Here is a 14,769-nt window from a genome sequence, read left to right as displayed (position 1 = left end):
CCGCCGCCGGACCACCCCTGTGGAAAACTGTCGAGCCCTCCTGTGGAAAACCGTCAGGAGGGCTCGGTCGAGGGCAGCAGATCCGCAGCTCACCCCGGATAGAACACAGCCGACGCCTTGTCCTTCAACGTCCGCCACCCGCTGCCCCCCGGCAGCCACAGCAGCCCGTTCTCGGAGGTGGCGAAGAGCGGGGCCTCGCTGTCGGTCGACGCGGCGATGCTCTGGACCTTCGTCAGGCCGGGCAGGGTGCTGCCCTCGGGGATCGAGCCGTCGGACTGGACGTACTGGACCTGCTCGACTCCTCCGGACTCGCGGCCGACCACCACGAGCCGGCTGTCACCGGCCCACGACACGGCGGTGACCTGTTCCAGCTCCGGCGTGGCGGAGCGCAGTTCCTGCACGGACACGGTGGGCTGCTCCCCGCTCTTCTCCTCGCGTTCGATCCGTCCGATGAGCAGCGACTGCTTGTCGTCCTTCTCCACGACGAGCGCGACCCGCACCCCGTCGGCGGCGACCCGTACGGCGTTGATCCGCCCGTCGAGCCCGGGCGTGCGCACGGGGAGCGGTGTGCCGGCGCCCTTCTGCAGCAGGTACAGCTGCGGGGCGGCGGGGTTGCGGTCGGCCACCCACAGGTCGCCCTGGATGTCCCAGCTGGGTGGCGTCAGGCGGTCGGCCTCCGTCCTGCCCTGGCTGCGCAGGACGGGTTCGCCGAGTGAGTTGCCGGTGACCATGGAGCCGACGTAGAGCGCCCTGCCGTCGATGGTGACGCCGGCCGCCATGTGCTCGTCGCGGGTGACGGCCACCGAGCGCAGTGTCTGGGTGCCGTCGCCGAGCGCGCCGGGCACCGGATCGGCTTCCTTGTGGCTGCTGTCGGTGTTGGCCATGCGAACGAGCCGGTGCTCGCCGTTGATGAAGTACAGGTAGTCGGCCCGGGTGTCGGAGCCGCGGTCGGCGACGACCTGGGCCCGGTCCCCGCTGAGCGAGCACAGTCTCTTGTCGCCGGAGCGCAGCTCGACCTCGTCGACGGTGGGCGTGAGGCTGCGCAGGGTGAACAGCAGCTGGGCGGCCATCTCGTCGCACTGGTCGTGTCCGACGCGGGCGGCCTTGTCGTTGAGCGGTACGGCCAGTCTGTTCTGGTCGTCGGGCGTCAGCGCGGCGGCGCCGTCGGCCAGGTCGGTGCCGGTGGGGAAGCTGGACCTGACGACCGGCCGCAGCCAGGTGGTGGGGCCGCTGAGCAGGGAGCGCACGACCTGCGTCGTGGGGTCGACGCGTTCGCGCACGTAGATGGGGTCGGCGACGGCGGCGGGCTGGTGTGAGGAGGCGACCGTGGCGTTCGACGCGAAGTAGTACTTGTCGACGGACGTGTAGTTGCGCTGGAAGTCGGACTTGCCCATCACGACGCCCTGGGGGAGGGCGTCGATGCGCCACTGCCCGGACTTCTTGTCGCGGGTGAGGTGCACGGTCTGGTTGTAGCTGCCGGAGGCGGGCGTGTACGACTGCTGGGCGTCGACGGCGGCCACGCGGGTGCCGGTGAGGGTGAAGGAGAAGTCGGCGCCGTCGACCCGGTCGCCGGTGCGGTCGGCCATGGCCTCGGGCCCGTCCACGAGCACGGTGGTGGACTGTTCGGGCCGCCAGGTGCGCGCGGCGGCGCTGGTCAGGTACTGCTGCGCGGTGGAGTAGTTGGGGTCGTCGCTGGTCAGTGCCTCGAGGAAGCCCTGGACGATCTCCGCGGGCGGTGCGTCCTCGCGGGGCGGCATGGCGAAGACCCGTACCTGGCTGTCCTGCTTCGGCGTGGAGTCCACGCCGCGCAGGTCGCCGCTGTCGGGCATGGAGGCGCATCCGGCCAGCAGTACGACGCCGGCGGCGGCCCACGTCCCTGTGCGCCCCGCCTGCCTCGCCCGCCCTTGTCCGCGGCGGGTGCGCTCCTCGCGGTCAGCGCCCACGGAATGCCTCCCCTTGGTCGTCCGAGGACTCCGGCGCGGTGTCCTTGCGGTGGCCGCGGTCGGGGTTCTCGTTGCGCGCCGCGTCCGCGGCGGGCGTGTCGTGCGGTCGCCGGGTGACCGTGGCGGCGGGCCGGGAGACCACGCGTGCGCCGTTGCCGGGCAGCGCCGTGGGGTCGGCCGTGGGGGCCACGGCGGCCATCCGGGGGGCGAGGGGTGCCCGGCCGGGTGGGAGCGGCTCTCCGGCCGTCTGGACGGGTACGGTGGCGCTCTTCTCGCCGCCGCGTGGCAGGCCGGCGTCGTTGAGTCCGCGGTTGCGGCGTGAGTCCTTGGGCTCGAGCGGTATCGGGGAGCCGCGCAGGGGTTCGTCCGCGGTCCTGGGCAGGGTCAGCCGGAACTGGGAGCCGCCGCCGGGTTCGCCCCATGCCTGCAGCCAGCCGCCGTGCAGGCGGGCGTCCTCCAGGGCGATGGACAGCCCCAGTCCGGTGCCGCCGGTGGTACGCGCGCGTGCCGGGTCGGCCCGCCAGAAGCGGCTGAAGACGCGGGTCGCCTCGCCGGGTTTGAGCCCGACGCCGTAGTCGCGCACCGCCAGCGCGACCGCTCCGCCGGCCGAGGCGAGTTTCACGACGACGTCCTTGCCCTCGCCGTGTTCGACGGCGTTGACGACCAGGTTGCGCAGGACGCGTTCCACGCGGCGGGCGTCGGCCTCGGCGACGACGGGCTGCTGGTCGCCGACGATGCGCAGGGTGGTGCCCTTGTGCTTGGCGAGTGGCGCCGCGCCGTCGACGACGCGCCGCACGACCTCCCTGAGGTCGATGGGTTCGGCCTCCAGCTGGGCGGCTCCGGCGTCGAAGCGGCTGATCTCCAGCAGGTCGGCGAGGAGCGACTCGAACCGGTCGAGCTGGTCGGCGAGGAGTTCCGCCGACCGCGCGGTCACCGGGTCGAAGTCCTCGCGGGCTTCGTGGATGACGTCGGCGGCCATCCGTACGGTCGTCAGCGGCGTCCGCAGCTCGTGCGACACGTCGGAGACGAACCGGCGCTGCATCCGCGACAGGTCCTCCAGCTGCTGGATCTTCAGCTGCAGGTTCTGCGCCATCTTGTTGAAGGCTTCGCCGAGGCGTGCGATGTCGTCCTCGCCGGTGACCTTCATGCGTTCCTGCAGCCGCCCGGCCGAGAGCCGTTCGGCGATCCCGGCCGCCATGCGTACGGGGGTGACGACCTGTCGTACGACGAGCCAGGCGATGGCTCCGAGGAGTACGACGACGAAGAGTCCGGCGGTGGCGAGGGTGCCCTTGACGAGGCTGAGGGACTTCTCCTCCTGGGTGAGCGGGAAGAGGTAGTACAGCTCGTAGGGGTCGCCGTTGGGGTCGTTGACCTGCTTGCCGATGACGAGGGCGGGCTGGGATTCTTTGTCGCTCTTGAGATAGATGATGCGGGTGTAGCTCTGGGCGGCGGAGTTGCTGTTGTTGACCCGTTCACGCAGGTTCTCGGGCACGCTCTTGTTGGGGTCGACGCCGCCGGAGGCGCGCGGTCCGCGTCCGCCGCCGCTGATGTCGCCGGGGGGCAGGGTGACCACGTCGAAGGCGCCCTGGCCGCCGCTGGACAGCGACGACACGAGTTCGCTCATCCATTCGATGACGTTCTGCGAGGAGCGTTCGTCCACGGGCGTGCCGTCGTCGGCCGCCGCGCTCGCCGCCTCGTCGGCCTTCTGCTTGGCCACGGCGAAACCGCCGGTGGCCTGGCTCTGGGACGCCTTGACCTTGGCGTCGAGCAGCCCGTTGCGCACCTGGCCGATGACGACGAAGCCCAGCAGCAGCACGACGCCCAGCGACATCAGCAGTGTGGTGACGACGACCTTGAGCTGGATGTTGCGCCGCCACAGCCGCATCAGCGGCAGCAGGGGGCGGCGCACCCAGCGCAGCAGCAGCCGCAGGACCGGGCTGCCCTGCACCCCGCCCTGCAGCAGTCCGCCCGCGACGAGGCGTTCCCAGCGCGAACCGGCCTTCTTCCGGCCGACAGGCCGCCCCGGACGGTCCCCGGACCGGCCGGGGGCCGAAGCGACACTGTCCCCGGTCATGTCAGCTCGGTCCCGCCTTGTAACCGACGCCTCGGACGGTCACCACGATCTCCGGCCGCTCCGGGTCCTTCTCGACCTTGGAGCGCAGCCGCTGCACATGCACGTTCACCAGCCGGGTGTCGGCTGCGTGCCGGTAGCCCCACACCTGCTCCAGCAGCACTTCGCGGGTGAACACCTGCCACGGCTTGCGCGCGAGCGCGACCAGCAGATCGAACTCCAGCGGCGTGAGCGCGATCGACTGCCCGTCCCGCTTCACGGAGTGACCGGCGACATCGATGACCAGGTCGCCGATGGCGAGCTGCTCCGGCGCCGGCTCCTCCGACCTCCGCAGCCGCGCCCGGATCCGGGCGACGAGCTCCTTCGGCTTGAACGGCTTGACGATGTAGTCGTCGGCGCCCGACTCGAGCCCCACGACGACGTCGACGGTGTCGCTCTTGGCCGTGAGCATCACGATCGGCACCCCGGACTCCGCCCTGATCAGACGGCACACCTCGATACCGTCCCGGCCCGGCAGCATCAGATCGAGCAGCACCAGGTCGGGCTTGGTCTCACGGAAAGCAGCCAGCGCCTTGTCGCCGTCGGCCACGAAAGACGGCTCAAAACCTTCACCACGCAGCACGATGCCGAGCATCTCGGCCAGTGCGGTGTCGTCGTCGACGACAAGGACTCGTCCCTTCATAAACGACATCATCCCATTAGCTAATCGTTACCTGGCGTGACCTGGCACACAGCTCCGCGAGAGCGTCGGCGGTCACGGGTGAAACAGCGCCTTCCTCCGTGACGATCGCCGTCACCAGCTCGGGTGGCGTCACATCGAACGCCGGGTTGTATGCCTGCGTCCCCAGGGGGGCCACCGGGATTCCGCCTCCTGGTCCCGTCACCGGAACCTGGGGCGCTGTGACCTCGGTCACTTCGAAGCCGGGACGCTGCTCGACCTCGATCGACGCCCCGTCCGGCGTCCGCGGATCCACCGTGGTCACCGGCGCCACCACGACGAACGGCACATGGTGGTACCGGGCGAGCACCGCGAGCGGATAGCTCCCCACCTTGTTCGCCACCGAACCGTCGGCCGCGATGCGGTCCGCACCGATCAGCACCGCGTCCACCTCTCCGGCCGCGAACAGGGAGCCCGCGGCGTTGTCCGTCAGCAAGGTGTACGCCATGCCGCTGCGCGCCGCCTCGTACGCCGTCAGGCGAGCACCTTGCAGCAACGGACGCGTTTCGTCCACCCACAGCCGCCGCAGCCGCCCCGCCCGGTGCGCGTGGAGGGCCACCGCGAACGCCGTTCCCTCCCCGCCGGACACCAGCGACCCGGTGTTGCAGTGGGTGAGGATGCGGTGCCCGCCGGCGGGCAGCAGCTCGTCCAGCAGCGCCAGCCCGTGCCGCGCCATCCGGGCGCTGGCCTCGGCGTCCTCCCGGTGCAGCTGCCGGGCAGCGGCGAGCGCCGCCCCGGCCGCCTGCCCGGGATCACCACTGCGGGCGTACTCCGCCCGGTACGCGGCCTGGGCCCGCCGCACACCGACGGAGAGGTTCACCGCGGTCGGCCGGGCCTCGGCCAGCGCGGTCGCGGCCCCCTCCACGTCGAAGCCGCGCGCGGCGGCGAGCGCGACCCCGTAGGCCCCCGCGATCCCGAGCACCGGCGCGCCGCGCACGGCGAGCGAGCGGATCGCCTCCACCAGCACGGACGCGTCCGTGCACACCAGCTCGACCTCCTCGGCCGGCAGCCTCGTCTGGTCGAGGAGGACCACCACCGGACCCTCGGGAGGTTCCTCCCAGCGGATAACCGGTACCCCGGTGGGCCGCTCGCCCTCGCCTGATTGCGCGTACTGATCAGCCATGCGGCCAGTCTGCCCCCTGTCGCGCCAACTATTGAAGGCATCCAGCCCATACCGCGGCCGGTCACCCGATGACCACCCCATGGCACGATGGCTCTCGAACTGCCGCCGCGACCGCGGACGGGCACCGTGAAGGAGCGATGATGAACGACACTCCGGGCTGGGCCTCGCCCGGATCCGCCCCGTCCGACGGGCAGAAGCCGGAAGCGTCCGGCCCTGCCGAGCCCGCCGACCACTCCGCAGCCCCGCAGCCCGACGACCAGCCCGGCCAGGAGCCGCAGAGCACCGGCCCGAAGTGGTCCAAGGAGCAGCCGCCACCGGGCCAGTGGAGCGCACCCGCGGGCCCCCAGAGCCCTCAAAGCACGCAGAGCCCCGGCCAGGCTCCGCCACCCCCTGCCCCCGGCCCCGGCTGGGGCGGACAGCCCCCGGCGGGCCCCGCCCACGGCTACCGCGGCTGGGGCACCCCCACCGGCGGCCCGGCGGGCCCCGGCGCCTACGGCACCCCGGGCGGCCCTGTCGGCCACGGCGGCTGGGGCGCCGGCTGGGGCGGCCCCCCGCCCGCGGCCAAGCCCGGCGTCATCCCCCTGCGCCCGCTCGGCGTGGGCGAGATCCTCGACGGCGCGGTCTCCACCATGCGCACCTACTGGCGCACGGTCCTCGGCATCTCGCTGACCGTCGCCGTCGTCATCGAGGTCGTCATCGTCCTGCTGCAGGGCCTGGCCCTCAACGAGTTCACGAGCTCGGCGGCCCTCGACGACACCAGCGCCACCGCGGACGAACAGCTCGACGCCGCACGCGACGCCTTCCTCGGCACCGGCGCCGTCCTCCTGATCACCTTCATCGGCACCATCATCGCCACCGCCCTGCTCACCGCCGTCACCAGCCGTGCGGTGCTCGGCAAGCCGGTCACCACCACGGAGGCATGGCGCGACGCCCGCCCCCGGCTGCCCGGACTGTTCGGGCTGGTCTTCCTGCTGCTGCTGATCCTTTTCGGCGTCTTCGTCGCCGGTGCGCTCCCGGGCGTCCTCATGCTGGCCGCGGGCGCCGGGGCCGGGGGGGCCTTCGTCACACTCCTCGGCATGCTCGGCGCCCTCGTCGTCGCGGCATGGCTGTGGTACCGCCTCTCCCTCGCCTCCCCGGCGCTCATGCTGGAGAAGCAGGGCATCAGGAAGGCGATGAGCCGCTCCGTGAAGCTGGTCCGCGGCTCCTGGTGGCGGGTCTTCGGCATCCAGGTGCTCGCGGCGATCCTCACCAACATCGTCGCCATGATCGTCGTGGTCCCCTTCGCCGTGATCGGCGCTCTGGTGGGCGACGGCGGCGTCAGCGGCTTCCTCAACTCCAACGGCGAGCTCGGCTGGACCTACCTGATCATCAGCGGAATCGGCTCGGTGATCGGCTCCACGATCACCTTCCCGATCACCGCGTGCGTCACCGTGCTCCTCTACATCGACCAGCGCATCCGCCGTGAGGCCCTCGACCTGGACCTGGCCCGCGCCGCCGGCGTCCAGGACCACGGCCCCACCGCTCCCGGCCCGATCCCGGGGAGCTGATGCGGTGATCCCGACGGGGGGAGTTCTCACAGCCGCACCGGCACCGCAGGGCCCGGCCGCCACGACCGTCCGGGCCCTGCGCGGCACCACCCCGGACCCGGCCGCCACCCTGCTGCCCGGCCTGACCGGCGGCGACGAACCGCCGCTCACCATCCCCCGCGACCCCGCGCAGGAAGCGGCCCGGCGCGAACTGTCCAAACAGCTGTACCACCAGGACGACCCGAGCCTGTTCGAGCGCGCCCTCGACACCTTCTGGAACTGGGTCGACGACCTCCTCGGCGCCGCCTCGACCGCCACGCCCGGAGGCGCACTCGGCCTGGTGGTGATCGTCCTGGCCGTCGTCGCCGTCCTGGCGGCCCTGTGGTGGCGCCTGGGCACACCCCGCCGCCAACCCGTCTCCACCACCGCCCTGTTCGACCACCGCCCCCGCAGCGCCGCCCAGCACCGCGCCGCCGCCGAGGCCCACGCCGCCCAGAGCCACTGGAACCAGGCCGTCCAGGAAAGCATGCGCGCGATCGTCCGCTCCCTGGAGGAACGCGCCCTTCTCGACACCCGGCCCGGCCGCACCGCCGACGAGGCCGCCGCGGAGGCGAGCCGCGCCCTGCCCGCCCACGCCGACCGGCTCGCCGCCGCCGCCCGCAACTTCGACGACGTGACATACGGCGGCCGCAGCGCGACCGAGCAGTCGTACCGCCGCATCGCCGCACTCGACCACGACCTGGAACGCACCAGACCCCAACTCACCCCCAGCAACGCCCACAACGCGGCCCACCACACCAGCGGGGGTGCCGCACCGTGACCACCACCAGCACCACACACCCGCCGACCTCGGCCTCGCCCACCGCCCGCCGGATCTGGACCCGCGCACGAGGCGTCGTACTCGCCCTCGCCCTCCTCCTGGCCGGAGCCGTGGTGCTCGCCGCCCTCCGCTCCGATGCCCAGCAGGGCGCCCTGGACCCCCGCTCCGCCACCCCCCACGGCAGCCGCGCCGTCGCCGAACTCCTCGCCGACCGGGGCGTGTCCACCCGCGTGGTCACCACCCTGGACGAGGCGAGCGCCGCGACAGCCCCCGACACCACCCTCCTGATCGCCGTCCCCGACCTGCTGACGACGCGTCAACAGACGCGGCTGCACACCGCGACCGCCGCCTCCGGCGGCCGCACCGTCCTGGTCGCCCCCGGCAGCCCCTCCGTGGGAACACTCGCCCCCGGCGTCACCGCCGCCCCGGCCACCAGCCGCGACTCCACCCTCTCCCCCGGCTGCGACCTGCCCGCCGCCCGCCGCGCCGGCACCGCCGAAACCGGCGGCGTCCGCTACACCACCACCCACCTCAACGCGGACACCTGCTACCCCAGCGAACGCCTCGCCACCCTGCTGCGCGTCCCCGACGCCACCGGCGACGGCGACACCGTGGTCCTCGGCGCGCCCGACATCCTCCACAACGAACGTCTCGACAAGCAGGGCAACGCCTCGCTCGCCCTTCAACTCCTCGGCTCCCGCCCCCACTTGGTCTGGTACCTCCCCTCCCTCTCCGACACCTCCGCCGCCGGCACCGACGACGAGAAGAGCTTCTTCGACCTCATCCCGTCCGGCTGGCTCTGGGGCACACTCCAGCTCTTCATCGCGGCGGCCCTCGCCGCCCTCTGGCGGGCCCGCCGACTCGGCCCGCTCGTCCCCGAGAAACTCCCCGTCGCGATCCGCGCCTCCGAAACCGTCGAAGGCCGCGCCCGCCTCTACCGCAAGGCCGACGCCCGCGACCGCGCGGCCGCCGCTCTTCGCTCCACCACCCGCACCCGCCTCGCCCCTCTCGTAGGCATCCCCGTCGCCCAGGCCCACACGCCCGAAGCCCTCGTCACCGCCCTGTCCGCACACCTCCACACCGGCCGACAGCCCCTGCACTCCCTCCTCTTCGGCCCGCCGCCCAGCGACGACACCGCCCTCATCTCCCTCGCCGACCGACTCGACGCCCTCGAAAGAGAGGTACGCCGTCCATGATGGACCCGACCACTGACAACGCCGGGAACACCGGGGACCCGGGCCGCGCCCGAGCCTCCCTGGAGGCCCTGCGTGCCGAGATCGCCAAGGCCGTGGTCGGCCAGGACCCCGCCGTGACCGGCCTGGTCGTCGCCCTCCTGTGCCGCGGCCACGTCCTCCTCGAAGGCGTCCCCGGAGTCGCCAAGACACTCCTCGTCCGCGCCCTCGCGGCCACCCTCGAACTCGACACCAAGCGCGTCCAGTTCACCCCCGACCTCATGCCGAGCGACGTCACAGGCTCCCTCGTCTACGACGCCCGCACCGCCGAGTTCTCCTTCCAGCCCGGCCCGGTCTTCACCAACCTCCTCCTCGCCGACGAGATCAACCGCACCCCGCCCAAGACCCAGTCCTCCCTCCTCGAAGCCATGGAGGAACGCCAGGTCACCGTCGACGGCACCCCCCGCCCGCTCCCCGAGCCGTTCCTCGTCGCCGCCACCCAGAACCCCGTCGAGTACGAAGGCACCTACCCCCTGCCCGAAGCCCAACTCGACCGCTTCCTCCTCAAACTCACCATCCCCCTCCCCTCCCGCCAGGAGGAGATCGACGTCCTCACCCGCCACGCCGAAGGCTTCAACCCCCGCGACCTGCACGCCGCCGGCGTACGCCCCGTGGCGACCGCGGCCGACCTCGACGCCGCCCGCGCCGCGGTCGCCAAGACCGCCATCTCCCCCGACATCACGGCCTACGTCGTCGACCTCTGCCGCGCCACCCGCGAATCCCCGTCCCTCACCCTCGGCGTCTCCCCACGCGGCGCGACGGCCCTCCTGGCCACCGCACGCGCCTGGGCCTGGCTCACCGGCCGCGACTACGTCATCCCCGACGACGTCAAGGCCCTCGCCCTCCCCACCCTCCGCCACCGCGTCCAACTCCGCCCGGAGGCCGAAATGGAAGGCGTCACCGCCGACTCCGTGATCAACGCGATCCTCACCCACGTCCCCGCCCCCCGCTGATGGCACTCACCGGACGCGCCGCCCTCCTCGCGGCCCTCGGCTCCCTCCCGGTCGGCATCTGGGAACCCAGCTGGACAGGCATCCTGGCCGTCAACACACCTCTGGCCCTCGCCTGCGCCTGCGACTTCGCCCTCGCCGCCCCCGTACGACGCCTGCGCCTGACGCGCTCCGGCGACGCCTCAGCACGCCTCGGCGACCCCGCCGACATCACCCTCACCCTCACCAACCCGTCCAAGCGCCCCCTGCGCGCCCACCTCCGCGACGCCTGGCCACCCAGCAGCTGGCAGCCCGGCACGGAGATCGACGCCTCCCGCCACCGCCTGACGGTCCCCGCCGGCGAACGCCGCCGCATCACCACCCGCCTACGCCCGACCCGCCGCGGCGACCACCACGCCGACCGCGTCACCATCCGCTCCTACGGCCCCCTCGGCCTCCTCTCCCGCCAAGCCACCCACAAGGTCCCCTGGACGGTCCGCGTCCTCCCTCCGTTCACCAGCCGCAAGCACCTCCCCTCAAAACTCGCCCGCCTCCGCGAACTCGACGGCCGCACCAGCGTCCTCCAACGCGGCGAAGGCACCGAGTTCGACAGCCTGCGCGAGTACGTCCCCGGCGACGACACGCGCTCCATCGACTGGCGCGCCACAGCCCGACAGTCGACCGTCGCGGTACGCACCTGGCGCCCCGAACGCGACCGCCACATCCTCCTCGTCCTCGACACCGGCCGCACCTCCGCTGGCCGCGTCGGCGACGCGCCCCGCCTGGACGCCTCCCTGGACGCGGCCCTCCTCCTGGCCGCCCTGGCCTCCCGCGCCGGCGACCGCGTCGACCTCCTCGCCTACGATCGCCGCATCCGCGCACTCGTCCAGGGCCGCACAGCCCGCGACGTCCTCCCCTCCCTGGTCGAGGCCATGGCCCCCCTGGAGCCCGAGCTGGTCGAAACAGACGCCCGTGGCCTCACCGCCACAGCCCTCCGCACGGCACCGCGCCGCTCACTGATCGTCCTCCTCACGACCCTCGACGCGGCCCCCGTGGAAGAAGGTCTCCTCCCCGTCCTGCCACAGCTCACTCAGCGCCACACGCTCCTGGTGGCCTCCGTGGGAGACCCCCACATCACACGCATGGCAGCATCCCGCGGCAACACGGAGGCGGTCTACGAGGCCGCAGCCGCCGCCCAGGCCCAGACGGAACGCCACCGCACCGCCGAACAGCTCCGCAGGCACGGAGTCACCGTCGTCGACGCGACCCCGGACGAACTGGCCCCCGCACTGGCAGACGCGTATCTCGCTCTCAAGTCGGCAGGACGCCTATAACACAAAGGGCTCTCGCACGAGAGCCCTTAGCCGTCACATCGAGCCTAAACGCAGAAAACCCCGCACCGGACCGGTGCGGGGTTCTCTCCAAAAATTGTTCGGCGGCGTCCTACTCTCCCACAGGGTCCCCCCTGCAGTACCATCGGCGCTGTGAGGCTTAGCTTCCGGGTTCGGAATGTAACCGGGCGTTTCCCTCACGCTATGACCACCGAAACACTATGAAACTATCCAGCCGAAAGCTGTTCGTGGTTTCAGAACCAACACAGTGGACGCGAGCAACTGAGGACAAGCCCTCGGCCTATTAGTACCGGTCAACTCCACCAGTTACCTGGCTTCCATATCCGGCCTATCAACCCAGTCGTCTACTGGGAGCCTTACCCCATCAAGTGGGTGGGAGTCCTCATCTCGAAGCAGGCTTCCCGCTTAGATGCTTTCAGCGGTTATCCCTCCCGAACGTAGCCAACCAGCCATGCCCTTGGCAGAACAACTGGCACACCAGAGGTTCGTCCGTCCCGGTCCTCTCGTACTAGGGACAGCCCTTCTCAAGACTCCTACGCGCACAGCGGATAGGGACCGAACTGTCTCACGACGTTCTAAACCCAGCTCGCGTACCGCTTTAATGGGCGAACAGCCCAACCCTTGGGACCGACTCCAGCCCCAGGATGCGACGAGCCGACATCGAGGTGCCAAACCATCCCGTCGATATGGACTCTTGGGGAAGATCAGCCTGTTATCCCCGGGGTACCTTTTATCCGTTGAGCGACGGCGCTTCCACAAGCCACCGCCGGATCACTAGTCCCGACTTTCGTCCCTGCTCGACCCGTCGGTCTCACAGTCAAGCTCCCTTGTGCACTTACACTCAACACCTGATTGCCAACCAGGCTGAGGGAACCTTTGGGCGCCTCCGTTACCCTTTAGGAGGCAACCGCCCCAGTTAAACTACCCATCAGACACTGTCCCTGATCCGGATCACGGACCCAGGTTAGACATCCAGCACGACCAGACTGGTATTTCAACGACGACTCCACCCGAACTGGCGTCCAGGCTTCAAAGTCTCCCAGCTATCCTACACAAGCCGAACCGAACACCAATATCAAACTGTAGTAAAGGTCCCGGGGTCTTTCCGTCCTGCTGCGCGAAACGAGCATCTTTACTCGTAGTGCAATTTCACCGGGCCTATGGTTGAGACAGTCGAGAAGTCGTTACGCCATTCGTGCAGGTCGGAACTTACCCGACAAGGAATTTCGCTACCTTAGGATGGTTATAGTTACCACCGCCGTTTACTGGCGCTTAAGTTCTCAGCTTCGCCCCACCGAAGTGAAGCTAACCGGTCCCCTTAACGTTCCAGCACCGGGCAGGCGTCAGTCCGTATACATCGCCTTACGGCTTCGCACGGACCTGTGTTTTTAGTAAACAGTCGCTTCTCGCTGGTCTCTGCGGCCACCCCCAGCTCAAGCAGCAAGTGCTATCACCAGGAATGGCCCCCCTTCTCCCGAAGTTACGGGGGCATTTTGCCGAGTTCCTTAACCATAGTTCACCCGAACGCCTCGGTATTCTCTACCTGACCACCTGAGTCGGTTTAGGGTACGGGCCGCCATGAAACTCGCTAGAGGCTTTTCTCGACAGCATAGGATCATCCACTTCACCACAATCGGCTCGGCATCAGGTCTCAGACTTAATAGTGTGCGGATTTGCCTACACACCGTCCTACACCCTTACCCCGGGACAACCACCGCCCGGGATGGACTACCTTCCTGCGTCACCCCATCACTCACCTACTAACCGCTTGGTTCAGCGGCTCCACCACTCCGGATCACCCCGAAGGGATCACCGGCGGCTTCACGGCCTTAGCATCACGATGCTCGATGTTTGACGCTTCACAGCGGGTACCGGAATATCAACCGGTTATCCATCGACTACGCCTGTCGGCCTCGCCTTAGGTCCCGACTTACCCTGGGCAGATCAGCTTGACCCAGGAACCCTTAGTCAATCGGCGCACACGTTTCTCACGTGTGAATCGCTACTCATGCCTGCATTCTCACTCGTCAACCGTCCACGACTACCTTCCAGTGCCGCTTCACCCGGCAGACGACGCTCCCCTACCCATCACAGCCACCGTTGGGTGTTAATGCTGCAATGACACGACTTCGGCGGTACGCTTGAGCCCCGCTACATTGTCGGCGCGGAATCACTAGACCAGTGAGCTATTACGCACTCTTTCAAGGGTGGCTGCTTCTAAGCCAACCTCCTGGTTGTCTGTGCGACTCCACATCCTTTCCCACTTAGCGTACGCTTAGGGGCCTTAGTCGATGCTCTGGGCTGTTTCCCTCTCGACCATGGAGCTTATCCCCCACAGTCTCACTGCCGCGCTCTCACTTACCGGCATTCGGAGTTTGGCTAAGGTCAGTAACCCGGTAGGGCCCATCGCCTATCCAGTGCTCTACCTCCGGCAAGAAACACACGACGCTGCACCTAAATGCATTTCGGGGAGAACCAGCTATCACGGAGTTTGATTGGCCTTTCACCCCTAACCACAGGTCATCCCCCAGGTTTTCAACCCTGGTGGGTTCGGTCCTCCACGAAGTCTTACCTCCGCTTCAACCTGCCCATGGCTAGATCACTCCGCTTCGGGTCTTGAGCGTGCTACTCCAACGCCCTATTCGGACTCGCTTTCGCTACGGCTACCCCACCCGGGTTAACCTCGCAACACACCGCAAACTCGCAGGCTCATTCTTCAAAAGGCACGCAGTCACGAGACACCAGCAAGCTGATGTCCGACGCTCCCACGGCTTGTAGGCACACGGTTTCAGGTACTATTTCACTCCCCTCCCGGGGTACTTTTCACCATTCCCTCACGGTACTATCCGCTATCGGTCACCAGGGAATATTTAGGCTTAGCGGGTGGTCCCGCCAGATTCACACGGGATTTCTCGGGCCCCGTGCTACTTGGGTGTCTCTCAAACGAGCCGCTGACGTTTCGACTACGGGGGTCTTACCCTCTACGCCGGACCTTTCGCATGTCCTTCGCCTACATCAACGGTTTCTGACTCGTCCCACGGCCGGCAGACCGTGG

Annotated in this window: 9 protein-coding genes, 1 rRNA gene and 3 other annotated features; of the genes, 5 read left to right on the top strand and 5 right to left on the bottom strand. The window is 69.4% G+C overall.

Annotated elements, in window-relative coordinates:
* Positions 1–89: 89 nt before the first annotated feature.
* From ACH5AC_RS08430 to mtnA, 4 genes are read right to left on the bottom strand one after another with little or no spacing between them, the layout of a single operon-like run.
* Positions 90–1,943: an LpqB family beta-propeller domain-containing protein gene (locus ACH5AC_RS08430; protein WP_398860937.1), complete on the bottom strand. Its 1,854-nt coding sequence runs from the start codon at positions 1,941–1,943 to the stop codon at positions 90–92.
* The gene (gene mtrB, locus ACH5AC_RS08425; RefSeq protein WP_398860936.1) at positions 1,933–4,017 is read right to left on the bottom strand and encodes an MtrAB system histidine kinase MtrB; all 2,085 of its coding nucleotides are present in this window, start codon (positions 4,015–4,017) and stop codon (positions 1,933–1,935) included. The genes ACH5AC_RS08430 and mtrB overlap by 11 nt, the downstream gene beginning before the upstream one ends.
* 1 nt (position 4,018) lies before the next feature.
* The gene (mtrA, locus tag ACH5AC_RS08420) at positions 4,019–4,708 is read right to left on the bottom strand and encodes a two-component system response regulator MtrA (RefSeq protein ID WP_015659998.1); all 690 of its coding nucleotides are present in this window, start codon (positions 4,706–4,708) and stop codon (positions 4,019–4,021) included.
* A 4-nt stretch (positions 4,709–4,712) separates the two neighbouring features.
* Positions 4,713–5,855 (bottom strand): S-methyl-5-thioribose-1-phosphate isomerase, encoded by a 1,143-nt coding sequence (mtnA, locus tag ACH5AC_RS08415; protein WP_398860935.1) that lies wholly within the window; start codon positions 5,853–5,855, stop codon positions 4,713–4,715.
* 140 nt (positions 5,856–5,995) lie between these two features.
* Here mtnA and ACH5AC_RS08410 point away from each other — a divergent pair, with 140 nt between their 5' ends.
* The 5 genes from ACH5AC_RS08410 to ACH5AC_RS08390 are packed head-to-tail and all read left to right on the top strand — an operon-like array spanning position 5,996 to position 11,696.
* A complete protein-coding gene (locus ACH5AC_RS08410; protein WP_398860934.1) occupies positions 5,996–7,402 on the top strand; it encodes a hypothetical protein in 1,407 nt (468 codons plus the stop codon).
* A gap of 4 nt (positions 7,403–7,406) precedes the next feature.
* Entirely contained in the window at positions 7,407–8,201 is a 795-nt protein-coding gene (locus ACH5AC_RS08405; RefSeq protein WP_398860933.1) for a DUF4129 domain-containing protein, read from the top strand.
* Positions 8,198–9,397, top strand: a complete 1,200-nt coding sequence (locus tag ACH5AC_RS08400) for a DUF4350 domain-containing protein (RefSeq protein WP_398860932.1) — start codon at positions 8,198–8,200, stop codon at positions 9,395–9,397. The genes ACH5AC_RS08405 and ACH5AC_RS08400 overlap by 4 nt, the downstream gene beginning before the upstream one ends.
* Complete coding sequence (locus ACH5AC_RS08395; protein WP_398861610.1) at positions 9,397–10,386, top strand: AAA family ATPase; 990 nt, start codon at positions 9,397–9,399, stop codon at positions 10,384–10,386. The genes ACH5AC_RS08400 and ACH5AC_RS08395 overlap by 1 nt, the downstream gene beginning before the upstream one ends.
* Positions 10,386–11,696, top strand: coding sequence for a DUF58 domain-containing protein (locus tag ACH5AC_RS08390; protein WP_398860931.1), 1,311 nt, complete (start codon positions 10,386–10,388; stop codon positions 11,694–11,696). The genes ACH5AC_RS08395 and ACH5AC_RS08390 overlap by 1 nt, the downstream gene beginning before the upstream one ends.
* A gap of 96 nt (positions 11,697–11,792) precedes the next feature.
* On the opposite strand, the gene rrf is transcribed toward ACH5AC_RS08390, so the two are convergent.
* A 5S ribosomal RNA gene (gene rrf, locus ACH5AC_RS08385) occupies positions 11,793–11,909 on the bottom strand.
* An 80-nt stretch (positions 11,910–11,989) separates the two neighbouring features.
* Positions 11,990–12,857, bottom strand: a sequence feature (23S ribosomal RNA rRNA prediction is too short).
* Position 12,858: 1 nt separating this feature from the next.
* Positions 12,859–14,490: a sequence feature (23S ribosomal RNA rRNA prediction is too short), on the bottom strand.
* Positions 14,491–14,589: 99 nt separating this feature from the next.
* Positions 14,590–14,769: a sequence feature (23S ribosomal RNA rRNA prediction is too short), on the bottom strand.

It is taken from the genome of Streptomyces sp. NPDC018693 (assembly GCF_044391385.1).
GTDB lineage: Bacteria > Actinomycetota > Actinomycetes > Streptomycetales > Streptomycetaceae > Streptomyces.
Note: the sequence above shows the minus strand (reverse complement) of the source record. Positions and strands in the feature narration are given on the sequence as shown.